This window comes from Aquiflexum balticum DSM 16537 (genome assembly GCF_900176595.1).
GTDB classification, from domain to species: domain Bacteria; phylum Bacteroidota; class Bacteroidia; order Cytophagales; family Cyclobacteriaceae; genus Aquiflexum; species Aquiflexum balticum.
In genome coordinates this window covers 5,907,278-5,932,500 of sequence record NZ_LT838813.1, presented here as the reverse complement: position 1 = coordinate 5,932,500, position 25,223 = coordinate 5,907,278, and the positions used below count along the sequence as shown (strand labels likewise).

18 protein-coding genes and 2 rRNA genes (1 of these 20 cut by a window edge) are annotated in these 25,223 nt (G+C 38.4%); 14 read left to right on the top strand and 6 right to left on the bottom strand.

Annotated elements, in window-relative coordinates:
• The 5 genes from B9A52_RS25075 to B9A52_RS25055 form a co-directional block, all read left to right on the top strand.
• A 23S ribosomal RNA gene (locus tag B9A52_RS25075) occupies positions 1-977 on the top strand (it extends 1,915 nt beyond the left edge of the window).
• Between the two features lie 154 nt (positions 978-1,131).
• Positions 1,132-1,243, top strand: a 5S ribosomal RNA gene (rrf, locus tag B9A52_RS25070).
• A gap of 394 nt (positions 1,244-1,637) precedes the next feature.
• Complete coding sequence (locus B9A52_RS25065) at positions 1,638-3,287, top strand: ABC transporter substrate-binding protein (protein ID WP_084123293.1); 1,650 nt, start codon at positions 1,638-1,640, stop codon at positions 3,285-3,287.
• A gap of 5 nt (positions 3,288-3,292) precedes the next feature.
• The gene (gene hemL / locus B9A52_RS25060) at positions 3,293-4,585 is read left to right on the top strand and encodes a glutamate-1-semialdehyde 2,1-aminomutase (protein ID WP_084123292.1); all 1,293 of its coding nucleotides are present in this window, start codon (positions 3,293-3,295) and stop codon (positions 4,583-4,585) included.
• A gap of 166 nt (positions 4,586-4,751) precedes the next feature.
• On the top strand, positions 4,752-5,102 hold the full coding sequence (locus B9A52_RS25055) for a Spx/MgsR family RNA polymerase-binding regulatory protein (RefSeq protein ID WP_084123291.1): 351 nt from the start codon (positions 4,752-4,754) through the stop codon (positions 5,100-5,102).
• A 4-nt stretch (positions 5,103-5,106) separates the two neighbouring features.
• Here the strand turns inward: B9A52_RS25055 and B9A52_RS25050 are convergent, their stop codons facing one another.
• The 4 genes from B9A52_RS25050 to B9A52_RS25035 all read right to left on the bottom strand — a co-directional run bounded on the left by B9A52_RS25050 (position 5,107) and on the right by B9A52_RS25035 (position 12,124).
• Positions 5,107-6,498, bottom strand: a complete 1,392-nt coding sequence (locus B9A52_RS25050; RefSeq protein WP_084123290.1) for a c-type cytochrome domain-containing protein — start codon at positions 6,496-6,498, stop codon at positions 5,107-5,109.
• A gap of 10 nt (positions 6,499-6,508) precedes the next feature.
• On the bottom strand, positions 6,509-8,017 hold the full coding sequence (locus B9A52_RS25045; protein WP_084123289.1) for a DUF1501 domain-containing protein: 1,509 nt from the start codon (positions 8,015-8,017) through the stop codon (positions 6,509-6,511).
• Position 8,018: 1 nt separating this feature from the next.
• The gene (locus B9A52_RS25040) at positions 8,019-10,751 is read right to left on the bottom strand and encodes a DUF1553 domain-containing protein (protein ID WP_084123288.1); all 2,733 of its coding nucleotides are present in this window, start codon (positions 10,749-10,751) and stop codon (positions 8,019-8,021) included.
• 425 nt (positions 10,752-11,176) lie between these two features.
• The gene (locus B9A52_RS25035) at positions 11,177-12,124 is read right to left on the bottom strand and encodes an NAD-dependent epimerase/dehydratase family protein (protein ID WP_084123287.1); all 948 of its coding nucleotides are present in this window, start codon (positions 12,122-12,124) and stop codon (positions 11,177-11,179) included.
• Positions 12,125-12,273: 149 nt separating this feature from the next.
• Between B9A52_RS25035 and kbl the strand changes: the two genes are divergently transcribed.
• The 8 genes from kbl (at position 12,274) to B9A52_RS24990 (ending at position 21,661) form a co-directional block, all read left to right on the top strand.
• Positions 12,274-13,470, top strand: a complete 1,197-nt coding sequence (gene kbl, locus B9A52_RS25030) for a glycine C-acetyltransferase (RefSeq protein WP_084123286.1) — start codon at positions 12,274-12,276, stop codon at positions 13,468-13,470.
• 402 nt (positions 13,471-13,872) lie between these two features.
• Positions 13,873-14,793: an ORF6N domain-containing protein gene (locus B9A52_RS25025; protein ID WP_084123285.1), complete on the top strand. Its 921-nt coding sequence runs from the start codon at positions 13,873-13,875 to the stop codon at positions 14,791-14,793.
• Between the two features lie 203 nt (positions 14,794-14,996).
• Positions 14,997-15,197, top strand: coding sequence for a type II toxin-antitoxin system VapB family antitoxin (gene vapB / locus B9A52_RS25020; protein WP_084123284.1), 201 nt, complete (start codon positions 14,997-14,999; stop codon positions 15,195-15,197).
• Positions 15,198-15,555: 358 nt separating this feature from the next.
• Positions 15,556-16,017 carry a RuvC family protein gene (locus B9A52_RS25010; protein WP_084123282.1) on the top strand — a complete coding sequence of 154 codons (462 nt, stop codon included), beginning with the start codon at positions 15,556-15,558 and terminating at the stop codon, positions 16,015-16,017.
• Position 16,018: 1 nt separating this feature from the next.
• Positions 16,019-17,056, top strand: a complete 1,038-nt coding sequence (locus tag B9A52_RS25005; RefSeq protein ID WP_084123281.1) for a serine/threonine-protein kinase — start codon at positions 16,019-16,021, stop codon at positions 17,054-17,056.
• A 123-nt stretch (positions 17,057-17,179) separates the two neighbouring features.
• Positions 17,180-18,349 (top strand): hypothetical protein, encoded by a 1,170-nt coding sequence (locus B9A52_RS25000; protein WP_084123280.1) that lies wholly within the window; start codon positions 17,180-17,182, stop codon positions 18,347-18,349.
• Positions 18,350-18,500: 151 nt separating this feature from the next.
• Entirely contained in the window at positions 18,501-19,559 is a 1,059-nt protein-coding gene (locus tag B9A52_RS24995; RefSeq protein WP_084123279.1) for an ATP-binding domain-containing protein, read from the top strand.
• Positions 19,556-21,661 (top strand): hypothetical protein, encoded by a 2,106-nt coding sequence (locus B9A52_RS24990; protein ID WP_084123278.1) that lies wholly within the window; start codon positions 19,556-19,558, stop codon positions 21,659-21,661. Before B9A52_RS24995 ends, B9A52_RS24990 begins: the two co-directional genes overlap by 4 nt.
• 185 nt (positions 21,662-21,846) lie before the next feature.
• On the opposite strand, the gene B9A52_RS24985 is transcribed toward B9A52_RS24990, so the two are convergent.
• Positions 21,847-22,962, bottom strand: coding sequence for a Gfo/Idh/MocA family protein (locus tag B9A52_RS24985; protein WP_084123277.1), 1,116 nt, complete (start codon positions 22,960-22,962; stop codon positions 21,847-21,849).
• A 6-nt stretch (positions 22,963-22,968) separates the two neighbouring features.
• Positions 22,969-24,000, bottom strand: coding sequence for a galactitol-1-phosphate 5-dehydrogenase (locus tag B9A52_RS24980; protein ID WP_084123276.1), 1,032 nt, complete (start codon positions 23,998-24,000; stop codon positions 22,969-22,971).
• A 384-nt stretch (positions 24,001-24,384) separates the two neighbouring features.
• Between B9A52_RS24980 and B9A52_RS24975 the strand changes: the two genes are divergently transcribed.
• Complete coding sequence (locus B9A52_RS24975; protein WP_084123275.1) at positions 24,385-24,954, top strand: pentapeptide repeat-containing protein; 570 nt, start codon at positions 24,385-24,387, stop codon at positions 24,952-24,954.
• Positions 24,955-25,223 lie beyond the last annotated feature (269 nt).

The following is a 25,223-nucleotide window of genomic DNA, read 5'->3' as shown; positions in this document are numbered from 1 at the left end:
ACGGCGGCCGTAACTATAACGGTCCTAAGGTAGCGAAATTCCTTGTCGGGTAAGTTCCGACCTGCACGAATGGTGTAACGATCTGGGCGCTGTCTCAGCCATGAGCTCGGTGAAATTGTAGTCACGGTGAAGATGCCGTGTACCCGCAACGGGACGGAAAGACCCCATGAACCTTTACTGCAGCTTAGCATTGGTATCGGGTAAACGATGTGTAGGATAGGCGGGAGACAGTGAAGCGGCGTCGCCAGGCGCTGTGGAGTCAATGTTGAAATACCGCCCTTTGTTTGCCTGGTATCTAACCCCGTATGTACGGGGGACATTGCTTGGTGGGTAGTTTGACTGGGGTGGTCGCCTCCAAAAGGATAACGGAGGCTTCCAAAGGTTCCCTCAGCACGCTTGGTAACCGTGCGCGGAGTGCAATAGCATAAGGGGGCTTGACTGTAAGGCCGACAAGCCGAGCAGGGTGGAAACACGGGTATAGTGATCCGGCGGTACTGCATGGAAAGGCCGTCGCTCAAAGGATAAAAGGTACTCTGGGGATAACAGGCTGATCTCCCCCAAGAGCTCATATCGACGGGGAGGTTTGGCACCTCGATGTCGGCTCGTCACATCCTGGGGCTGGAGAAGGTCCCAAGGGTTGGGCTGTTCGCCCATTAAAGTGGCACGCGAGCTGGGTTCAGAACGTCGTGAGACAGTTCGGTCCCTATCTGTTGCGGGCGTGGGAAGTTTGGGGAGTGCTGACCTTAGTACGAGAGGACCGGGTTGGACTGACCGCTGGTGTACCGGTTGTGGTGCCAACTGCACTGCCGGGTAGCTACGTCGGGAAGGGATAAGCGCTGAAAGCATCTAAGTGCGAAACCCCCTCCGAGATGAGACTTCCAAACAGGGCCGTCAGAGACGATGACGTTGATAGGCTGCAGGTGTAAAGCCAGGAATGGCAAAGCCGAGCAGTACTAATAGCCCGAAAACTTGCTTCAGTCCGAAGCTGCCGCATTCTCTGCGAGACATATCATGGATCTGAGTACCAAGTACCAAGTACCAAGTACAAAGATCTTGAACTTAAGATATTGGTCCCATAGCGGACACTGTATCCAGCATTGTACATCGTACTTTGTACCTGGTACAGAAAGATTAGGCGGCCCAGCGCAGGGGTCCCACCTCTTCCCATCCCGAACAGAGAAGTTAAGCCCTGCAGCGCCGATGGTACTGGGGTTACACCCGGGAGAGTAGGCCGCCGCCACATTATCACAAAGCCAGCCCCTAAAGCTGGCTTTTCGCGTTTTCAAGGGTATATTCTTTTTGAAGGAGGTATATCTTGGTGAAGGTCAGGATTTACATAGGATAACTTTGAAAATTATATATAAGCATTCTTACCAAGAATCATAAATGAACTGGTTTGAGGTTAGAAATATGGATTAAAAATAATGATCGATAATTCACTGCCAAATTGGTTTTGGATAAAAGTTGGAATAATGATTGTTATAAAATAATCGAATCCTTTTGAACATGCTTAAATCCAAAATATCTTCCTTGTTTTACTGGATGTTGTTTTTACTTTTCTTTTGGAAGAAAATGGGTTAAATTCGAAGCCGATTGAAATAAAGAAAAAATCAGTCTTTCAACAAGATATCCAATAAATGAGAATATTTTCCCTTCTAATTTTGTTGCTTTTTTTTAACGAAGTTTATTCCCAAGATCAATTAGCTGAATATCGAAGAGCCAAAACATTGATGGAATATGGGAATTATAAGGATGCCATGGAATTGCTACGACCCTATATGGAGGAAAGTGATTTTGGTGCACTTTCCTACTATGCGAAATATCATTTTGCCTATTCAGCATTTAAGAATAATCAAATAGAATTGGTTAAATCAGTTTTACAGCCATTATTGGAGGTACAGTCTTTCAATAAAAAAGATGAAGTCAAATACCTTCTTGCTTTGGCTTATTTTAAAGAAGAAAATTATCTAAATGCTCTTCAGGAGATTGAAACAATCCTAGATGAATCCATATTCAGCGAGGCTGAAAAGGCCAGTTATAATTACCTTCAAAATGTTTCAGTTAGTTTTTTAGTTTCCAACCTGAGTAAATTTCAAAGAAATTCAGGTTACTTATTGGTACTGAAGGAACAATTGGAAAAACAGTCTTTGATGTCATCAGATGAAAAGCTTGTTTACCAAAAACTGCGTAACATTTCAACAGGAGAGCCAGTAGTTGAAAATAACAAAAATATGCAAGTATTGGATATAGCTATGGTCCTACCATTTAATTATTCGGGAGGTAGCGGAGTCCAAAGCTTTAATTCTGGCAACTTTGTGTTTGAGTTATTCCAAGGGATAAATTTTGCTTTAAAGGAGTTCAAAAACAAAGGAGTAAAAATCAATGTCAAAACCTTTGATACACAAAGAGATTTAGATAAACTCCGAAATATTCTAGTTGACCCCTTTATGCAACAGGTTGATTTGATTATTGGGCCGATTTATCCTGATGAGACAGAAATAGTAATGGCATTTGCAGAAAAAAATAATGTTCCGTTTGTCAATCCACTTTCTAATATTGATGATAGGTTAGGAGAATTGGAATTTGCGTATTTATTCAGACCATCTGTTTCTTCGCTTAGCAATGCCTTAATCGAATATTTGAGAAAAAATGTGGAAGGAAAGAGGTTGGCGATTGCTTATTCCAATACTGTTAGAGATGAGCAGCTGGCCAAAAAGATAGCTGAATCGAGCGAACGGTTTGGATACGTAAATATGTTCAACAGACAGGTTTCCAACAAGGACATTAACAGGTTTTTCGATGATACTCAGTTGAGATATGATTCGCTTTCCAAAGCAGACGTAATAGTGATTTTATCTGACGATCCAAATATTGCATCATCAACCTTTGGATTTATGGAATCCCAAAATATTAAGGTTCCTGTCGTTGTCTTAGATAGTTGGCTTAATTTTAATTTTGCAAGCTATGAGATGCTGGAAAGTCAGAATTTTGTTTTTTTGGGTAATAACACCATGAATTTTAACAGTGAATATTTAATACAATTCAGAACTGATTTTTATAAAAAACATTTGATTTATCCTTCATCCAACGCGCATCTCGGATACGAATTGATTTATTGGATAGTTGAAACAATCAATCCTTCAAAAGGATTTGATTTCAGGAAAAATCTTAACCAAAGAGGTTACCAATCAGGTAGAATTTCTTACGGTTTTGATTTTACGAACAGTTTCAATAATCGATATGTTCCTATTTTGGAATTGGAAAGTGGGATATTAAAAACCAAATAAATTTCATGCAAATCATAAAAAGTAAATCTCTTTTTGAGAAAGCAAAAAACTATATACCGGGAGGAGTCAATTCTCCCGTTCGTGCATTCAGGGCAGTGGGTGGTGATCCTATATTTATAAAAAAAGCTGATGGAGCATTTATCTATGATGAAGATGATAATGCTTATATCGAATTGATTAATAGCTGGGGTCCCATGATTCTTGGACATAACCATCCAATGATCCGCGAAGCAGTTATCAAAGCCCTTGAAAATGGCACTTCATTTGGAGCTCCTACTGCAAGAGAAGTGGAAATCGCAGAATTGATCACTCAAATGGTACCTTCTGTAGAGAAAGTAAGGATGGTCAATTCAGGTACAGAAGCCACCATGTCCGCTATCCGTCTGGCAAGAGGATTTACAGGTAGGGATAAATTCATCAAGATGGAAGGACATTACCATGGCCATGGAGATTCTTTTTTGATTTCGGCTGGTTCGGGTGCAATTACTATGGGGAATCCTGATTCACCTGGTGTGACCAAAGGAACAGCAAAAGATACGCTTTTGGCCCCCTACAATGATTTGGAAGCTGTTGAAAAATTAATTGACGCTAATAAGGGTGAAATCGCAGCTTTGATATTGGAACCTGTTCCTGGGAACATGGGACTTGTTTTACCAAAGGAAGGTTATCTGGAAGGCTTAAGAAAAATCTGTGATAGAGAAGGAATGGTCCTTATTTTTGATGAAGTCATGACAGGCTTTAGATTGGCCAAAGGAGGTGCCCAGGAACTTTTTGGGGTAACCCCAGATATGACGACTCTCGGTAAAATCATTGGAGGAGGGATGCCTGTAGGTGCTTATGGAGGGAAAAAGGAAATTATGGAATTTGTTTCTCCTGCGGGTCCTGTGTATCAGGCAGGTACGCTTTCAGGAAATCCGATTGCCATGGCAGCCGGATTGACCATATTACATTATTTGGATGATCATCCTGAGGTTTATGGCACATTGAATAAAATCGGTGAAAAAATTGCAGGTGGTATTAAAAGTTCTGTTGAAAAATTAGGTCTCAATTTTACGATCAATCACTTGGGAAGTATGTACAGTATCTTTTTCACAGATAAGGAAGTTTTTGATTTTGCATCGGCAAAGCATTCCGATACTGTATTGTTCGGGAAATATTTTCAGGCCATGCTCAAAAGGGGAATTTACCTTGCACCATCTCAATTCGAGAGCCTTTTCCTTTCTACTGCGCTGAATGATGAATTGATCGGTAAGATAATACAGGCTAATGAAGAATCGTTAAAAGAAATCCTTAAATAAGGTCTTATCGTTAAGTTCATTCTTGTCAATAAAGTATAATCCAAGCTCAATATAGGACGGAAGACCGATGACCGAAGTATCGGGCATTGAAGGAATTACTGTAAATTCTTTTTATTTAGATTGTCGTTGACAGTATTGGGTAAAATAATTTAAAATAAGTAAAGCAATGGAATTAAAAGTTTACGGCATCAAGAATTGCAATACCATGAAAAAAACATTCGATTTTCTGGAAGGTGAGGGGATAGATTATGAATTCACTGACTATAAGAAACAAGCTCCTGATGCAGGTTTATTGGTAAAGTTTGCTGATAAAGTGGGCTTCGAAAAGTTGATCAACAAAAAAGGCATGACATACAGGCAACTCAGTGATGATGAAAAGTCCCAACTGGAATCTCAAAGTGAGGCTTTGGCATTGCTCAGCAAAAAAAGCAGCATGATCAAAAGACCTATAATTCAATTTCCAGATGGAAGTTTAGTTTTGGGCTTTGAACCTGAAGTCATAAAGGAGAAATTATAATCCTCTAGAAAGTAACGGTGTCAGTGGGTAGAACCGGTAATTCAAAATTCCCAAACATTACTTCAAAAGTGAATTCCACAATATCCTCTTTTTGCGCAGTGGCGGGGGTTTTATAAGCAAAGATCTTTTCAAGTTTTGGGTGTTTGTTGAGTAATTTCAGATTTTCCCAACTTACCCCTGTTTCTGTGAGATGTACCTGATTTAGATGTTTGCATTGTTGTAAAAACTCTAAACCATTACCGGATATTTTTGTACCATTCAATTTTAAAATGGTCAGGTTTTCAAAGTCTTTAAGAGATTCGAAAACCTGATCATTTATTTTTGTTCTGCTCAGATCAAGGTAGACAATATGTTGCTTAATTTCATTGAGCCATTCCAAATTTGCTTCATTGAAATCCGGGAAATTGACACAGCTCACCTTCATAAGTGATGAACCTTCATTCAGTGGTTCTATAAAAAATCCCTTTTCTCTAATATTGGAAAGTTTATTGTTTTCAACCTTGGGTAACTCTACTTTTGGATAAATTGATACCACTGATTTGGTAAAAAAAGGAGCAACCATTTCTTTTGTGACTCCGGCCATTACGAGATTTTTTTCAAAGGATGCTCCTGATGCCAACCAAAATTTTATCAATTCCAATTCTTCTTTCAATGGCTGTCTTTTCTCCATTGGTGGCATATGATCTTCATGGTCCAAGGGTAAAGTAATCCGGTGATACAATTGACCTTCTTCCCAAGAAGCTTCGGAAATAACAGGCCCGTTTTTTCCTCCTTTCAAAATTGTTTCTTTGGAAGTCAATAGCAAACCTCCTTTGGTGTTGTTTGGATTATGGCAACTTCTGCAATTTTGATTAAAAACAGGTTGAATAATTTGATCATAAAATAAAACTTCCTCCCAATGATTTTCATCCAAAGCAATCGGTTCAAATTCTTCATAACCTGAATATCCCAAAGCGTTTTGCAGAGGTTCAGGAAGTACTTCAACTAAATATGCTTCACCATGCGTAAGATTACCTCCCAAATGTCCTGTAAGCATCAAGGAGGTTATTAGGATGATTGAATTCAAATGGATTTTGGGTGAATTTAAGTTTTTGGATTTTTTTAACTGAAAAAAAAGCAACAGACAGATCAAGGCAGTAACCAATCCCAAAATCAAGTGATTCTGCACCGTTTCAAATGCATAACCCTCCGAAGTATATAGTAAGAAGCCACTGATACAAGCCAAAAATGCAGTAATGCAACTCCACAGCAAGGCGATCTCTATTGCAGGTAAAAAGGGGAGTTTATCCTTTTTGGGATAATACATCAGTAGCAATGCCATCAGGATAAAACCTATTGGCAGATGCACAATCAATGGGTGAAATCGCCCAATTAGGGGAATGATAAAATCTAACATTTATCAGGTGTTAAGCTAAAATTTCTTTGATGATCTCTCCTTCTACGTCTGTCAATCTAAAAGGCCTACCCTGAAATTCATGCGTAAATGTTTCGTGGTCAAATCCCATCAGATGAAGAATGGTGGCATGAATATCGTGTACGGATACTTTGCCTTCAATTCCTGAAAAACCAAAATCATCGGTTAGGCCATGAGATGAGCCCTTTTTGACTCCACCTCCGGCCATCCACATGCTAAATGCATCTACATGGTGGTCACGGCCTTTGAAACCCATGGTTTTTCCTTCCCGGTTTTCTTGCATAGGGGTTCTACCAAATTCTCCGCCCCAAATTACCAAAGTATCTTCCAACAACCCCCTTTGCTTCAGGTCCAACAATAAAGCGGACATAGGCCTATCTATTTCTTTGCATTTATTCCTAAAACCCATATCAATGGCATTGGCCTTGTCGGTCCCATGACTGTCCCAACCCCAATCATACAACTGTACAAATCGTACGCCTTTCTCTACCAGTTTTCTGGCCAGCAAACAATTGTTTGCAAATGACTCTTTTCCAGGTTCGGTTCCATATAAAGAGTGAATATACTCAGGTTCATCATTGATATTCATCACCTCAGGAACTTCTATCTGCATCCGATATGCCATTTCATATTGGTTGATCCGGGCCAAAATTTCTGGATCACCGTAATGGTCAAATTCCTCCGAATTGACCTGATTGATTGAAGATATAATGGATTTCTTAAGATCCCGTGAAATTCCCTTGGGATCTTCCAAATACAGAACAGGGTCTCCTTTTGACCGACATTGTACGCCTTGGTAGACGGAAGGTAGGAATCCGCTTCCCCAAACACTTTTGCCGGCATCCGGTGTTTTGCCTCCTGAAGTCAATACCACAAAACCTGGTAGATTTTGGTTTTCAGTTCCCAAACCATAGGTCACCCAACTACCCAAACTAGGCCTTCCCAACCTCGGACTGCCGGTCTGCATAAAAAGCTGTGCAGGTCCGTGGTTAAACTGATCGGTGTGGACAGCCTTTAGAAAAGCCACCTCATCCGCTACTTTTGAGAAATGAGGCAGGAAATCAGAAACCCATGCACCGGATTCTCCATGCTGGGAAAAATTGGCCTGAGGCCCCATCAGATTAGGTACGCCCCTGATAAATGCAAACTTCCTACCTTCCAGAAGTGATTCAGGACAGGGTTGGTTGTTGTATTTTACCAGTTCCGGTTTGTAATCAAACAATTCCAATTGGGAGGGAGCCCCTGCCATGTGCAGGTAAATGATGGATTTCGATTTTGGTATAAACGGAGGCGGTAGGGGGGCAAGGGGATTCAAATCCCGTTCGGATAAGTTCAATGCGCCAACTTTTTCTTGAGAACTACCAAGACCACAGGAAAACAATAAAGGAGCTAAAGCCAAACCACCTACCTTACTCACGCAATCCATCAGGAAATGCCTTCGTGTTTGCTTTTCAAGCCTTTGCTGCTCAAGCTCAGCCAAGAGATGGTTTATGTTTTTCATGTCAGGGTTTGGTTAGGAATTCATCCAAGTTCAACAAAGCATTGGCTACTACAGTAAATGCAGCTAGTTCAGCACTATTTTCATTCGCTTCATCGGGAATCAATTCAGCTATTAATTCCGGTTTTTTCTCGTATTCAGAAAGAGCCTCTTTGTATAAAGAATGTAAAATCTCCATTTTACTTTGGCTGATAGAGGATATCACACATAATTCATATCCAAAAGCGATTCCCTTAAGAGAATCATTGTCGGAATAATTTTTCATTTTTTGACCTAAATGGAATGCTGCTTCCAGAAAAACAGGATCGTTTAAAGTAACCAAGGCCTGCAAGGGTGTATTGGTCACAATTCTTTTGCTGACACATACTTCTCTGCTGCCGGCATCAAAAGTGATAAAAGAAGGATAGGGACTGGTTCTTTTCAAAAAGGTATAGACTGCTCTTCTATGTTTATCTTCCCCTTCACTTAACTTCCAGGATTCTCCATTGTAGACGGTTTCCCAGATTCCTTCAGGCTGAAAAGGCATCACGGGGGGGCCATACATTTCTGGACTTAACAAGCCTGACACATATAAAGCTTGGTCCCTGATCTGTTCTGAGCTCAATCTGATTCTCGGCCCCCTCGCATACCATTTGTTTCGTGGATCTTGTTGATAAAGCTCAGGGGATAAAGTTGATTTTTGTCTGTAGGTCTTGGATAGCACAATGGTTTTGATCAGCTTTTTTATGCTCCAATCCATTTCATTCATAAAATTATAGGACAAAAAATCCAACAATTCCGGATGGGATGGGGCCTCTGATTGGGTACCCATGTCTTCAATGCTGCTGATCAAGCCCCTTCCAAAAAGCTGATCCCAAATCCTGTTGACTAGAGTTCGGGAAGTTAAAGGATTTTCAATATCAGTCAGCCAATAGGCTAGTCCCAAGCGGTTATTTGGCCATTCAGGATTCCAGGCATTCAATGCTTCAGGAGTTTTTGGTTTTACCTCTTCCCCATGAAGCAACCAATTTCCTCTTTCAAACACATGGGTTTTCCTTTGCATAAAGGATGGGTTTTCAATTATAATAGGCAGCGAAGGGACTTTGCTCTTCAGGACTGAATAAAAACGGTCATTTATTTCTTGGTAACCTTTTTGTTCTTTTCCGGGCAGGCTGTTTACAAAAGCAAACCAAGTGACAGCACTGGTGGATTGTTGTGGGGATGCTTTTGGGTTATCTGCTTCAATATAAAGATCAACTGGAGCTGTTAATTTTTTGAACGGAAAGGATTTAGTGACATTTGAGGTTTTGTCAATGGTAAACTGACTTAGTATTTCTCCCTCAGGACCTCCATTTCTAATGCTTATTTTGGTTCCGTCCAAACCCGAATTGTAATGCATCAACAATTGATCTGCACCTTGTGTATCCACATTACGCAAATAACAGGAACCATCATGCCACAGCCCTAGCCATTTGGTATCAATCAGTTCGCCATTTACAAAGTCCTCGCAAAGGTGGGCATGGTACTTGGGTTCTCTGAAATTGAAAAAATCATGAAGTGCTTCAGCTTGCTTTTGGCTACCATTGGAATTTACCCAGCTTAAAATGGATGAGATCTTTTCAAGGTCTTCTCCTTCATAAAACCTCAACTTGGGTTCCTCATCATGGGTATCCTCATCTCTGGTATTGTTAAAGAAAGCGGTCAATTGAAAGTATTCTTCATGCTTAAATGGATCATAAGGATGACTATGGCATTGGACGCAGGCCATGGTTGTACTTTGCCAGACCTCAAAGGTAGTATTGACCCTATCCAACACAGCGGCGACCCGGAACTCCTCATCTTGGGTCCCGCCTTCATCATTATTCATGGTATTCCGATGAAAAGCTGTCGCAATCAACTGTTCCTGTGTGGGATTAGGTAAAAGATCACCTGCCAATTGCTCGATAGTGAATTCGTCAAAGGGTTTATCTTCATTGAATGCCTTGATTACCCAATCCCGATATTTCCACATGGTACGTGAAACATCCCTTTCATAACCCTTTGTGTCGGCATACCTGGCCAAGTCCAACCACCAAGATGCCCATTTTTCCCCAAATGAGGGTGAATCCAAAAGTCTGTCCACCAACTGTTCATAAGTGATTTTACCTGTCAACCAATCATTTTGTAAAGCTTCAGTCGGTGGTAATCCGGTAATGTCCAATGAAACCCTTCTCAACAACTTTTTGGAATCTTCTTCTTCTGAAAAAGTAAGCTTGTTTTCCTTTTGTTTTTCATGAACAAAAAAATCAATCCCTTGATATTGTTTTTTTGAATCTGAAAAACCAGCTTTTTGGTTTGTCCAATTTAATTTTGGTTTTTCTACAGGAGTATAGGCCCAATGCTTGCCCCATTTCGCTCCTTGTTTGATCCATTTGTGTAAGGTTTGGATTTCTTCATCTGTGAGTGATGCCCTGTGATAAGGCATCCTCAGTTCAGGATCTTCCTCATGCAGTCGTTTGATCAATTCGCTGTTTTTGGGATCTCCGGGAATGATGGCGGCTACTCCAGATTTGGTAAGGGCAAGGGCTTCCTCTTCAAATAACACACTGAAGCCACCGTTTTTCTTGACGCCACCATGACAGGAAATGCAGTTTTTATTCAAAATAGGCTTCACCTCCGTGCTGAAATCAACTTGATCCGACTGCCTAAAAACCAGAATCCCTGCAATAAGCAGAAGCATTGCAGCAGTCAAAAAACCAGTTAATTTCCTTTTTGGCATGAACATGAATCTAAGCCATCCAAATTAGAAAATTTAGGGTAATGAAGCAAATGAGGAGGGACAAGGTAGGTTTTGGGAACCACAAAAGGGACAAAAGGGAACAAAAGGATTAATTCAACTTCCCATCTTCGGTCTCAATTTATTATAAAACAGGTGAAACTACCAATGACATAATCTGAGCACCCGGCATGACGCAGGAAAGCCTGTCCTGTCCCGATAGTTACCGGGATTCGGTGCATCTCTCGAGGTTCCGGAAATGGAGAATATTGGCAAGAAGGCTCTGAATTTCATCAGTAATTCAACCGTCTAATTGCACCTCTGAAGATCCCTCATGCCTACCAATAACGTATACTAAAGAATTCACTTATCCAAAAAATTATTCGTTTTAAACAGCTAGGGCACTCTTAAAGAGTGTCTCTAGCTGTTTAAAACGAATAAGAGGGCAAATGCTTCAAAATATCCTTGGTCATTTTTTCAAGGTCAAAGTCATGTTTCCAGCCCCAATGTTCCCTTGCTTTGGAATCATCAATGCTGTCGGGCCAGGAATCTGCAATGGCTTGTCTGAAATCAGGTTGGTAACTAATAGTGAAATCGGGATAATGGACTTTGATGCTTTCGAAGATTTCTTTTGGGGAAAAACTCATAGCAGAAAGGTTATAGCTGGACCTGATCAGCACTTTTTCCTTGGGTGCATGCATCAGGTCCAAAGTTGCTTTGATGGCATCAGGCATATACATCATCGGCAGATAGGAATCCTCGCTAAGAAAAGAAACAAAATGTTCCCCGGCAATCGCTTTGTGGTAAATATCCACTGCATAATCTGTTGTCCCACCACCTGGAAGGGATTTGTATCCAATCAGACCGGGGTATCTTAAACTCCTCACATCCACTCCGAATTTTTGAAAATAGTATTCACACCATCTTTCACCTGCCTGTTTGGAGATTCCATAGACGGTATTGGGTTCCTTGACACAATATTGAGGGGTATTTACTTTTGGGGTATTGGGGCCAAAAACAGCGATGGAAGAGGGCCAATAAATTTTGTCCAGTTTTTCTTCTTTGGCAAGTTCAAGGATAAAAAGCAAGCTATCCATGTTGAGGTGCCATGCAAAAAGTGGGTTCTTTTCTCCGGTAGCGGATAAGACAGCAGCCAAGTGATATATCTGTTTGATATTTTCATCTTTTACAAGTTTCCTTACAGCATTCTTATCCATCACGTCCAAAACAGTTGTTTTGCAAAAATCCAGCTTTTCAAGGGATTTGGGATTGATATCGGTGGCAATGGTATTTTCTCCTCCGTAAATATTTGCTAAAGCCTGCGTCAGTTCCGAACCTAACTGTCCGGCTGCACCAATAATTAGAACTCTCTCCATATTTAAAATTACTATCGACAGGTCTCACAGGACCCTAGATGTTTTTGATTATATTTGGGACTGAATGGCGCAAAAATAGTGATTTCAATGAATGAATTTCACTTTATTTCCATGAGTGTTTTTTCTTTTACCATCAATATCCATAAAAAATGTACACAACCTTAAAACCCAAATTAGAAAAAGAGTTAAAAGAAATTGTTGAAGCTGGACTTTTCAAAAAGGAGCGTGTCATCACTTCTCCCCAATCTGCAGAGATTACCATTTCAGGCGGACAAAAAGTTTTGAACTTCTGTGCCAACAATTATTTGGGACTTTCTTCACATGCCAAAGTCATCGAAGCCGCCAAAAATGCCATTGATACGCATGGCTTTGGTTTGTCATCTGTGAGATTTATATGTGGTACCCAGGATATCCATAAGGAATTGGAAGCCAAAATTTCCAAATTTCTTGGGACGGAGGATACTATTTTATACGCGGCAGCTTTTGATGCCAATGGGGGAGTTTTTGAACCGCTTTTTGGACCTGAGGATGCCATCATTTCAGATGCGCTGAACCATGCCTCCATCATCGATGGGGTCAGATTGTGCAAGGCCATGAGGTTCCGCTATCAGCACAATGACATGGAAGACCTGGAAACCCAATTGAAAGAAGCAGTGGCCAAAGGTGCCCAACAAAAGATCATTGTGACAGATGGTGTTTTTTCTATGGATGGTACCATTGCCCAATTGGATAAAATTGTGGTCTTGGCAGAAAAATACGATGCCTTGGTGATGTCTGATGAATGTCATTCCACAGGATTTATGGGCAAGACAGGTAGGGGTGTTCATGAATACAGGGATGTGATGGGCAAGGTGGATATTATCACCGGAACCTTGGGGAAAGCTTTGGGTGGAGCTTCAGGCGGATTCACTTCCGGCAGAAAAGAAATTGTTGAACTGTTGAGACAAAGGTCAAGACCATATCTGTTTTCCAATACTTTGGCACCATCGATTACAGGTGCTTCGATTGCTGTTTTTGACCTGCTGTCTGAGACTACCGAACTGAGGGATAAATTGGAAGAAAACACCAAATACTTCCGGGCAAAGATGACTGAAGCGGGATTTGATATTAAGCCGGGTGAACATGCCATTGTACCTATTATGCTGTATGATGCGGTTCTTTCCCAAAAAATGGCAGAGAAATTACTGGAAAAAGGAATTTATGTCATCGGTTTCTATTTCCCTGTGGTACCCAAAGGTCAGGCCAGGATCCGGGTACAGATTTCTGCCGGACATGACAGACATCACCTCGATCAAGCGATTAAGGCTTTTGTGGAAGTTGGGAAGGAATTGGGGGTGGTGAAGTGAATTTAAGGTTGGAAAGTTTTGATTAGGGTATAAATAATAATCCCTTTAGATCAGCTCCAAAGGGATTATTTTTAGTGTCAAAATCCAAAAATTCTTTTTAGCCTATCTATTTGAATTCAATTCCCTATGGTATAACTTCTCATTTTCTTCTTTAATCAACCAAATTCCAGTAAAAATACCCTGAACAAGGGATGGTATGGGAAAGAATATTTTGGGATATTGTAGAGGACAATTAAGTAGGAGATTATTTTCTCATGCACAACTATTAAATTAGAATTTTGATTTCCAAGCTAGCTTGCTTGAAATTCAAAGAAAATAATCGTTTGGCTTAGTAGAATCAAGTCCTTGCTGAATTGTCACAACTTTTGACTGGGATATATAGGCTAGAATTAAACCTGTACTATGGAATTGATTAATCAAGAACATATTGAAAATAAGATATTTACCATCAGGAACAAGCAGGTAATGCTTGACAATGATCTTGCAGAACTTTATCAAGTATCCACTGGCAGGCTGAATGAACAGGTGAAGAGGAATAATGATCGGTTTCCACTTGATTTTATGTTTCAGTTGAGTGAGCAAGAATGGGAGGAAGTCTTATCGCAAAATGCTGTGCCTAATCACAGAGCTTTAAGATCGCAAAATGCGATCTTAAAGCAAAAGCGGGGGCAACATAGGAAATATTTACCATATGTTTTTACAGAACAAGGTGTAGCAGGATTATCTGGAATTTTAAAAAGTGAAAGAGCCGTAAAGGTGCATGTTGAGATTATGCGAGCTTTTGTAACCATGCGCAAATTCCTGCTTCAGAATGCCTCCGTATTCCAACGCCTCGATCAATTGGAACTCAAGCAATTGCAAAGTGATGAAAAGTTTAACCAGATATTCAAGGCTTTGGAAGCAGGGCAACCCAAACCAGACAAAGGAATATTCTTTGATGGGCAGGTTTTTGATGCCTATGCTTTTGTGTCCGATTTGATAAAAAGAGCCAAGAAAGAAATTATTTTGATAGACAATTACATAGATGAAAGTGTGCTCACCCTGCTGAGCAAACGCCAAAAAGATGTGACCGCCACCATTTACACCAAAAGCATTTCCAAAACCTTTCAACTTGACTTGGACAAACACCATGCACAGTATCCCGAATTACAGGTAAGAACCTTTGCCCAATGCCATGACCGCTTTTTGCTGATAGACCAAAGTGATTTATATCAAATAGGTGCGTCTTTAAAAGACTTGGGCAAAAAACCTGTGGTGAGCGAAGTCGATCCATGGTTTGCTTTTTCGCGTATGGATAGTATGACAGCTTTATTGTTGAACTAATTGAATAATGTGAAATGAAAGTGTTGAAACCAAGAAATGAATAGTTAAAAATCTCTTTATCCTAAACGGTTGTGGTATGAATTCAAAATGGAACAAATATGGGAGCGGTAAAGTGAAGCAAACCTTTGGCGCGAGCAACAGATTGTATCATCGTTAGACAGAGAATGCTGAAAAATCCTTATTTTGCATAAAAATCTATTGATATGACTTCTCTTTCACTATATACAAAAATAGAAACCCTTCCTCCAGAACTCAAGGAAGAAGCCAAGAATTTTATTGAATATCTAGTAGAAAAGACCAAAAAGAAGAAATCTGAATCAAAGATCAAAAAGCCAGTTTTTGGAAGTTTAAAGGGGAAAATACATCTTTCAGAAGATTTTGATGCTCCTTTAGATGAGTTCTAAGACTTTATGTAATGAGCTATTTACTGGATACTCATATTAAAGTCGAAAAATAAATTAAATAAAAATCCGATTTGGAGATAATTACTAAGGGATTTTTTGGTGCCTAAGCCAATACATTTTTATGATAACTCATGTTCTCGAATTCAACTTCCCAAGGAATAAAGTCTCAAATCCTTCTTTAATCAACCAAATTCCAGTAAAAATACCCTGAACAGGGGATGGTATGGTAAAGAATATTTTGGGATATTGTGGAGAATTGGAAATATCCTCAAATGTTGGGTAATGTTTTCCAAATAGAACAAGCAGGGTATCGATTTGGTGAAGCAAACTTTTGGAATTAATTAATAAAAAAGGAAACATGAACATATTAGGAATTAGGTGTAGCTCAAAAGAATTTTCATTTGCCATTATTGCAGGTAAACAAGATTCTTCAAAATTATTAGAATCAGGGACCATCGCCTTCCCAAAAGGCTACTCCGATTCCGATTGTCTAAAATGGTTTTATCAAGAAATAGGTGGATTAATTGCAAAGCATAAGATTGGTGGAATTGGCGTTAAAGGTGCTGAACCAATGGCAATGAAGGGGAAAGCATACGGTGCAAGAATGGAAAAAGAAGGAATGATTTTTTTACAAGCCTCTCAAAATGGGATTAAATATGCGAAAAGAAAGGTAAAAGGAACAATTGCCAAGGATCTTGGACTAAAAGGTAAGGGAAAATATATTGAAACAAAAGCTGATTTTTCAAGCATTCCCGAGTATGAAAAATCAAATGGCAACATTCAAGAAGCTATTCAAATTGGGGTAAGTATGTTAAATTGATATGGCTGTCACATTTGAATTTATAAAACGACTTGGATCAGGCTACTTTGGAGAAGTATGGAAAGTAAAAGACACGGGCTTGAACTCTACTTTCGCTTTAAAACTGATTCCACCTGAAAAGGTCATTAATCCAAAAAATTTTTATCAGGAAGCACAAACACTCAAAGCTGCTGAACACGAAAATATTGTTGAAGTTTACGAAACAGGCGAATTGGATGATGGTAGGATTTACGTTAAAATGGAGTTTCTCTCAAATGGCAGTTTGGAAGACGAAGCAAGTGGAGCATATGTGCCGCTATCTCGGACGAAAAGATTAATGATTGACTTATTGAGGGGTTTGGAACATGCGCATTCAAAAAAGATACTTCATAGGGACATTAAGCCAGCTAATATCATGATTGGCAATTCGGGGGAAGGGAAATTATCAGATTTTGGTTTGGCACTACCGGATATTAAAATGGTTGATGTTTCTGTCTTAAAAAAGTATCAGTATTGGATGCATTTAGCACCAGAAGTTAACTCCCTCACAGATTACACTTATTTGTCAGATATATACTCATGCGGCATGACACTATATCGTCTTGTTAATGGTGATAGTTTTTTACCTCCTTTAACAATCAGTGAATTAAGAATTAAAGCTCTCGAAGGGAAATTCCCAGATCGCAAGCTGTATAGAGATTTTATTCCTGTTTCATTAAAAAAGTTAATTAACAAAGCAATGCATGTAGAACCAAAAGAAAGATTTAGCTCTGCTGAACAAATGCGACATGCTCTTGAAAAAATTGAGTTAAATCATAATTGGCTAGAAAATAAACTTTCAAATGGATATAGGTGGCGTTCTTCTCAAAGTGGAAAACTTATACAACTTTCAAAAACCAAAAAAGATGATGGGAATTGGGAAATAGAGTTATCTCATGGTAAAAATAAAAACTCCTTAAGACGTATTACAATTGATTGTAAAAAGGGGATTTCAAAATTGGAAGCGGATAAAATTTCTAAGAGAATCCTGCAAGATTACGTGATTGGGAAAAGAAAATAATTATTTCCAATAACACATAAAAATTCATTGCTCTGAAAGTGGATTTCGGTAGAAAGGTGACACTTCTAAGTGCCCCACCATACTTATCAGGTAAATTTATGGTTGAAGAAAAACATTCGAACAATGAAACATGATTTGGAACGACATTTAAAATATATTTTTAATTCATTAGATATCACAGTTACTTTTGATGTTTACGACTGTAAAATCGACATTTTACCAGACTGGGCAAAGTGTATTGAACTTACAAATGAATATTTTGCATGTTGTCAAGACCTTTCAATAAGAAATAGACTGCAAGTATTTATTGGGAGAAATATATATGAAAATGGAAATTATATTTATTGGTTTGAAGGTGAAGTAATTTCTATAACAGAATCACAATCAGAAGTTCAATCAATTGATTTAATAGAGTTCAAATCAGTTGAATTCTTAAAAATAAAAACCCGTCTCCCTGTTTTTCTTGATGATTTTATCTTTAGTAATTTGAATGCAATATATGCTCCAGACTTTCAACGGTTCGACTATAACCTTGATTTGACAGGAGAAGAAATTCTCAAATATTTGGGTACATATTTTCCTCGAAGTTACGCTGAATCATACTGCATTTTCGACAATATTTTTCAGAATCTGTTATTTCAACAAAATTTTTCAAATAAAACAAGTTTAAATATCTTATCAATAGGTAGTGGCACTGGTGGGGATATAATAGGTTTATTGACTATTATTGAAAAGTACTTTCATAGTGTCAAAGAAGTAAAAATTTGGGCATTTGATGGCAACATTGAATCTTTGGATATTTTGATACAAATTATTGACAGGTTAAAATCCAAATCATCAAAGAAAATTTTTTTAAAAACCCTATGTTCTGTCATTGGTTCTATTTCACACTTTCAAAATGAAGACGTAACTGAGAATAATTATGATTTTATCCTTTCATTTAAGTTTATATGTGAAATAATTGCAAAGGGGAATGGGAGGCTTGATAATTCTTATTATGACTTTACTCAAAAATTTTTACCATTGTTGTCAAAAGATGGTTTATTTGTTCTCTTGGATGTTACTACAAAGCCTTTACACAATACATACTATCCCATTTTAATGAATAAGCAAATAAATAAAGCCCTTGAAGAAATTGATGAATTTGAATGTTTGTTTTCTTTATCTTCCAGTGCTATTAATGAAAGGAGTTTACAAAACTATTTTCAGCAAAAAACTTTTACTGTAACCCATTCAAAAAGGTCAAATGATAAGAGTAGAGTTGCATTCAGAATAATAGTATCAAAAGATTGAAAGGGCAAATTGGATTATGTTTATAAAAACAACAATTAATTAAAAATGAATATGCCTACAATAAGATAATTATGGATAGTTAAAAAAATTCTTAATTTTTTTTAATCGTTGATTATAAAGAAGAAAAAGTTGAAGACTAAAATATTTAAATATGCCTAGACGGAGTTTCTACATAAACGATTCAGAACTTGATGATTATCAGGTAAAAATCATTAATAAGAGAACAGATAATTCCTTTATTGTAAAAGGTTGTGCCGGAAGTGGAAAATCAATTCTGGCTCTTTGGAAAGCAAAACAAATTCAAAACGAGGGTAAAGGAAGTTGGTTGTTTGTGGTCTTTACAAAAGCCCTTAAGCAATATATGTCCGATGGGATTGGACAAATTGAGTTAAATATTAATAATGTTGAAAATTACCATAAGTGTTTCTTTTGGTCAAAGGATAATGGTAGTTGGGAAAAAGGCGATTGGAAGAAAGGAGCTTTTGATTACGTTATTGTGGATGAAGCACAAGATTTTTCAAAAGATGACATATTACTTTTCAAAAGTAAAGCAAGGAAAGCATTATTGCTTTATGGGGATTCCGCCCAACAGTTATATAAATTTTTTGAAGACAAAAAAACAATCTCTATGGAAGAAATTGGCAGTATAACGAAATTCCAAATGGAGCAATTAGTTTTTAATCACCGCTTGCCAAAGAAAATTGCTCGAGTTGCTCAATATGTAAATAGTGAAAGAGATGATTTAGAAGATAGATGTAGAAATGAAGGCATTGAAAAACCTAAGATTTTATATTATAGTTCTTCTTATAAACAACTTGATGCAATAGCAGAGATTGTTAAAAATAGAAATTTTGTGGATGTCGGCATTTTACTTAGAAACAATTTACAAGTAAAAAATGTCGAAGAATATTTAAAAAGTAAAGGAATAAATGTTGAAGCTAAAGTAAATGATAACATTGATTTGAATTTTAACTCAGATAACCCTAAGATTATGACATATCATAGTTCAAAAGGATTGCAATTCGAAGCAGTATTTTTACCCGATTGTACAAGTTCTGATAATGATGATAGAAACCCTCTTTATGTTGCTCTTACAAGAACATATCAATCATTATACATTTTGCACTCAGGAAATTTATCAAGTTTCTTTGATACTGTTCCCGGAAATCTTTATGATACAAGTATAGCAGGAAATACAGAATTATTATGATACCAGAAAAACTCTATATACCGACAACTACATTGAATTTCAACAATATAATGTCGAGTGAATCAGTATCACCGGCTAGTTTTTATGCAAGGCGAGGCTTTGGATATAAGCGGTTTGAAAAAGTTGAACCAAACAATTTGGATAATAGAATAATTCTGTACGACAAATATCCAAATTTTGATATTGATGATAAAGAATTAGAAAACTATCCAATGGTTATAGAGATTGAACCAAAAACTCTCAAGGAGGATATAATAAAGGGCCAAGGGGGATTATTTTTTGCAGAAGAAACGATTTACCTAAATCCATTTTCGACAAAAATAATTTTTAGAAATGATTCCGAAAAAACAAGCACTATATCTAAAGCTGAACCAAGTATTGAAACAAAGATGGTTTCAGTATACGAGAATTCTTTTATTACTATAGAAAAGGAGAGTAACATAAAGAGGTTTGAATGGGGAAAAAGTAACATAGAGGATTCCATGAATGATTTTTCAAAATATATATCTGAAGATCGAAGAATTAATAAACTTAAAGGTTTATTCTATGCTTATTTAATTGCTTCAAACAAATCAGTTTCTCAAGATATTGTTACTTTGAAAAAGTATACCCGAAATTTACAAAACACCTTATCTGCAATCATTAGAAATCCAGACAATAGGGCAACCTTTCAACAAGAAGAACAATTAAAAATAATTTATAGTGTAATAAATAATGAGTTAATAGGCACATATCTGTCACCAGTAATTAAAGAAAAGTCTGAAAAATATCAATGCGATTTTTACAGCTTATTGAAACAAGAAAATCTTTGGGATAGTTGGCTTCGCCAAAATGATTTTTCAAAATATCAAGTTATGCAGTTTTTTGCTCCTTCAAAGGATAAGGATAAAGCCCTTAATTTCTATATACAAAACTTGGAAAATCAAGTTTTAAGTATTGAACATAGTCAAAAGAATTCTAAGTGCGATATATCATGCCTACCTAAATTGGAGTTCAAAAGAATTGTTAGTATTCCAGAGCAAAAAGATTTTCTTGGAAAATTATTTAATGAGTATTTAGAAGAAGCCTTCAATAGTGATGAATTTATTCAATCACGCTATGAGTTTGCAAAAGCAGGAGGCAAAATATTCAAAGATGAATATCAAGAAAAATGGGATGGGAGTTCTTTGCAACAATACATTAATGCTTTATTGAAAAATTTAAATGAATTTTCAGCATTTGACCTTAAGGCTAGCAAAAATACAACACTTGAATCATTTGCCGCTTTCTGTCAAAAAGGTGAATCTGACATTGATAAACTAGAAGATTATCTCATTTCAAATGAAATTGGAGATTTCCGTATTGCTTTTAGTTTGTGGGGAATTGTTTTTGGTTTCTCAAATATGCCTAAGACAATGACTAATGATTTTTTCATGACTAATGATTTAGATTACATCACTAATGTCTATAAATATATATTTAACCAATTGCATGGAATTGAATTAGACGGAAGTTTGAAACAAAATCATACAAAAAAACAAGTAAATGAGAAAATAGAAGCCACAACCACAAAAGAAGCTGAACAAATATTTAAAACATTACCCGATAATCAGGAAATTAGAATGAAATTAAAAGAATGCAATTTAAAGCCTGAGCAGCTCGTCAGCATTTCTGAAATTTATGAAAAGAACCGATTTGTCATAAATGAAAAGTTTTTTACTTCAGTGAAAAAAATTAAAGGTATTGGAGATAAAACCATTGAGAAAATAAAAGTGGCTTTGGGGCATGAAGCATTAAAAAAGTTTCTATCAACTCCAAAAGAACCTTCATTGTTTGAAGATAAGAAACTTATATTGGGTAAAGAATTTTTTAATGATTCGAATACATTTATTTACCTAGAATCCCTAATACCGGTAAAGTTAAAGAAAGTGTTTAAAACTGATTTAGATTGGTTTCAATCTGAGTATATGAAAGGAGTATCCTCTCAATATTATGCCAAGGCACCTAGAGATAATGCTGCTGTAATCGATTCTTTTGACCGGTATATTGGTAAGAGGAAATATGCGGAACAATTGAAAATTGACAGCATAATTGGTAAATTAAAAGAATTGTATCTGGGATAATGTTAAACAAAACACTCCCATTCTTCACGATTAATTTGACCCAACAATTATACAAAACCCCTCTCACCTCCTCAAATTCTTCTCCTCAATCCTCCTCAACTCACCCTGCAACTTCTCTTTTGGCAACCATTTGCCCCTGACCAGCGCCCCATTTACTTTCCAAAGATTGGAAAAATAGCATAACCCTACCCCAACCTCCCATCCATATCCCCTCTCCCTTCTTCAGCCTTCAATGGAAACTTTACCGGCTTGTTGTCTCGGGTGCTGCGGTAGATGGCGGTGAAGAGTTCTACGGTCCTGCGGCCTTCTTCTCCAGTGACCAAGGGTTCCCTGCCTTGGGCCAAGGCATCCATGAATTCCTCGATTTGTAATTGGATATAATGGACGGTGGGGTCGATTTTGTGAAATATCGCAGTATCTTCTTTGATAAATTCAGCTAACAAATGCTCTTCGCCGGGAATGGTCCAAAGGTCATTTTTGGGCGGTTCAGAAATACCTGACATGCCTGCAATAAACATGGCGCCTGCTTCAGGTTGGATTCCCACGGAGGCCCCGTTACTCCCATGAACATGGATTTTGCCATGGATACCGGGTTTGGTGGAATTGGTCAACAGGATATTGCCCAAGCCTCCGTTCTTGAATTTGACGATGGCCAATGCCGTGTCTTCCACTTCTATATAGGGATGGTTGAGATTGGCCCAGGTCCCATATACTTCGTCCACTTCTCCCATCAGCCAAAGCAATACATCCAATTGATGTGGGGCCTGATTGACCATTACGCCACCGCCTTCATGTTCCCATGAACCCCGCCAAGGATCAGATTTGTAATAATTCTCGTCCCGCCAACCCAACATGGTCACTGTTCCCAAGGCAGGTTTGCCGATTTTCCCATCCTCAATGGCTTTTTTGGCTCGTTGCACCGATTCATAAAATCTCCTTTGACTGATAACTCCCAGTTTTTTGCCATATTTTTTTGAGGCGGCGATCATGACATCACAATCCGCCAAAGTGGAAGCCAATGGTTTTTCCACAATCACATGTGCACCGGCAGCCATGGCTTCCAAGGTTGGTTCTAAGTGGTTGGGATGTGGGGTGCAGACCATGACCAGGTCCAGTTTTTCCTTTTCCACCATTTCGGTGATATTGTTATAAGCTTTGACACCATAAGTAGCTGCAAAGCTTTTGGCCTTATCCAATGTCCTGCTGAAGACAGCGGTAAACTCAGATTGGGGAGCGTTTTGCAATGCTTTGGCGTGGAGGTGGGCAACTTTACCGCAACCGATAATTCCTGTTTTGTACATGATGGCTTAGGGTTGGAGAACTACTTTGTTTAATCCGGGTTCTTTGTCATACAGCTTTTTGAACCATGCTGCTCCCTCACTCAAGGGTGCCTTGACACTCAAAAGGGAATCCACATCGATCAATCCCTTTTCCATCATCTCCAATACCTTGTCATATTCCCCTGCTATGGAGCAACTCCCCTGCAATCTGATTTCTCTTGTCACCACTGCCTGAAGGGGAAATTCCACCTGTTGCGCAAGATTACCGACCAAGGTGACCGTCCCACCTTTTCGGACATTCTCTATGGCCATTTTCACCGTAGCACCGATACCCACTGCCTCAAAGGCCACATCAGCACCTCTGTTATGAGTTAAGCTTAAAATGGATTGCTGTAAGTATTCATCTTTGGCATTGAAGGTATGGTCAGCACCGAATTTCCGGGCCAATTCAAGCTTTTTGTCATCCAAATCAACCGCGATGATAGTTCCCGCATTGGAAAGTTTGAGTACCTGAATCAGAAAAAGTCCGATCATTCCTGCACCAACTACTAGAACCGTATCCATCAGACTGATAGGCGTGAGATCGACCGCATGGGCTGAGACGGCTATGGGTTCTACCATGGCCGCCTGTTCAAAGGAAACTGAATCGGGGATTTTATAGAGGATATGTTCGGGTACCACCACGTATTCTGCAAATGCACCATGTCTCCGGTATTCTTTTGGGGAGACCCCAAGGACTTTTCTGTTGTCACTTAAATTGTATTTGCCTTTCAGCGTGTACCAATCATTGAGTTCATAGACAGTAGAATCAAAAGTCACCCGGTCTCCAACAGAAAAGGCCTTAACATCACTACCGGTTTCTACGATCACACCTGATGCCTCATGTCCCATGATCAGTGGGGGATTTCTCCTTCCCGAACTGCCATCCATGCCATGTACATCACTGCCACAGATACCACAGGCCTTTACCCTGACCAAAACCTCATTGGGCAGGTATTCAGGTTCAGGTACATCTTTATAGACAAGATTATTGTAGGATTCCAGGACAAGTGCTTTCATAGGGTTAATAGGGTTATGTTGAAAAATAAAAATAAGGATTTTTTTGGGGAAAAGTTTAAGGGTATGGATTGTTTGATGACCGATGACCGATGACGGATGTAAGGTTAGTGGAAAGAAAGTAGCTTGCGTCATTGCGAGGAGCACTTCAGATTGCTTGATTTTTAGATTTGGATTTTGTGCGAGGTGGCAATCTCTAGGGGTTGGCTGATGAAGTGGTAAGAATAAGTTTTAAGAAACAATTAACAAAAACCACCTCGTTGTCCGAAGCTTGTAGCTTCGTGACCCTGAGTCCAGCGTTTGTAACGCTATTAAAAAGAGAGATAAAGGATAAAATTATTTAAGGCTATGACCTGCTTTTAAAAAAGAAATGAAATATTTGCAAACATGTCCACCTACCACCAAGATCAGATTTTTTCCAATAAGGATTTCTCGCCGTCCATCTTCCAAAAAGGAGAATATGAATCCTGTACCTTTAAAAACTGTAATTTCTCAGAGGTCGATCTTTCGGGTTCCAGATTTTTGGATTGTGGATTTTTTGGCTGTAACCTGAGTTTGGCCAAACTTTTCAAAACTGCCTTGCAGGAAGTAAAATTCAAGGATTGCAAGCTTTTAGGTTTGCGCTTTGATAAATGTGAAGGTATAGGATTGGATCTTGACTTTGAAAACTGCCTGTTGGACAACACCTCATTTTATCAATGCAAGTTGAAAAACATTCAATTTAAGAACTGTAGGTTGTTTGAAACTGATTTTGTTGAGGCTGATTTAACTGGGTCTGATTTTCAAGGTTCGGATCTCAATGGAGCCATATTTGAAAATACCATTCTGGTAAAAGCCGATTTGAGACATGCTAAAAATTTCATCATCGATCCCGAAACCAACAGGATCAAAAAAGCAAAGTTTGCTTTGGATGGATTGCCGGGATTGTTGCTAAAGTATGGGATTGTGGTGGAGTGAGAGGGGAGATTTTAGATTTTAGAATGTAGATTTTAGCAACAAAGCCTGCCCCAAGTATCGGAGAGACAAAAGACAAGAGGCCCGTTGACCTTTGAGGTTTTTTTTAACCTCGAAGGTCTTTTTGTTCATTTACCAAATAGATTCATAGAACACATGGTTATTTATTCTATTTGTTCTTGGATGATAAAAAGAAAAGTTTGTAATCATGCTATGTGATCTACACGGACTATGTGGTAAAAATAACCTCAATGGTATTTTCATTTTTTCGT

Bases quoted from the DNA above. Each gene is read 5' to 3' on its own strand.
- B9A52_RS25065 (WP_084123293.1), top strand. From the start codon at position 1,638: ATGAGAATATTTTCCCTTCTAATTTTGTTGCTTTTTTTTAACGAAGTT.
- hemL (WP_084123292.1), top strand. From the start codon at position 3,293: ATGCAAATCATAAAAAGTAAATCTCTTTTTGAGAAAGCAAAAAACTAT.
- B9A52_RS25055 (WP_084123291.1), top strand. From the start codon at position 4,752: ATGGAATTAAAAGTTTACGGCATCAAGAATTGCAATACCATGAAAAAA.
- B9A52_RS25050 (WP_084123290.1), bottom strand. From the start codon at position 6,498: ATGTTAGATTTTATCATTCCCCTAATTGGGCGATTTCACCCATTGATT.
- B9A52_RS25045 (WP_084123289.1), bottom strand. From the start codon at position 8,017: ATGAAAAACATAAACCATCTCTTGGCTGAGCTTGAGCAGCAAAGGCTT.
- B9A52_RS25040 (WP_084123288.1), bottom strand. From the start codon at position 10,751: ATGCCAAAAAGGAAATTAACTGGTTTTTTGACTGCTGCAATGCTTCTG.
- B9A52_RS25035 (WP_084123287.1), bottom strand. From the start codon at position 12,124: ATGGAGAGAGTTCTAATTATTGGTGCAGCCGGACAGTTAGGTTCGGAA.
- kbl (WP_084123286.1), top strand. From the start codon at position 12,274: ATGTACACAACCTTAAAACCCAAATTAGAAAAAGAGTTAAAAGAAATT.
- B9A52_RS25025 (WP_084123285.1), top strand. From the start codon at position 13,873: ATGGAATTGATTAATCAAGAACATATTGAAAATAAGATATTTACCATC.
- vapB (WP_084123284.1), top strand. From the start codon at position 14,997: ATGACTTCTCTTTCACTATATACAAAAATAGAAACCCTTCCTCCAGAA.
- B9A52_RS25010 (WP_084123282.1), top strand. From the start codon at position 15,556: ATGAACATATTAGGAATTAGGTGTAGCTCAAAAGAATTTTCATTTGCC.
- B9A52_RS25005 (WP_084123281.1), top strand. From the start codon at position 16,019: ATGGCTGTCACATTTGAATTTATAAAACGACTTGGATCAGGCTACTTT.
- B9A52_RS25000 (WP_084123280.1), top strand. From the start codon at position 17,180: ATGAAACATGATTTGGAACGACATTTAAAATATATTTTTAATTCATTA.
- B9A52_RS24995 (WP_084123279.1), top strand. From the start codon at position 18,501: ATGCCTAGACGGAGTTTCTACATAAACGATTCAGAACTTGATGATTAT.
- B9A52_RS24990 (WP_084123278.1), top strand. From the start codon at position 19,556: ATGATACCAGAAAAACTCTATATACCGACAACTACATTGAATTTCAAC.
- B9A52_RS24985 (WP_084123277.1), bottom strand. From the start codon at position 22,962: ATGTACAAAACAGGAATTATCGGTTGCGGTAAAGTTGCCCACCTCCAC.
- B9A52_RS24980 (WP_084123276.1), bottom strand. From the start codon at position 24,000: ATGAAAGCACTTGTCCTGGAATCCTACAATAATCTTGTCTATAAAGAT.
- B9A52_RS24975 (WP_084123275.1), top strand. From the start codon at position 24,385: ATGTCCACCTACCACCAAGATCAGATTTTTTCCAATAAGGATTTCTCG.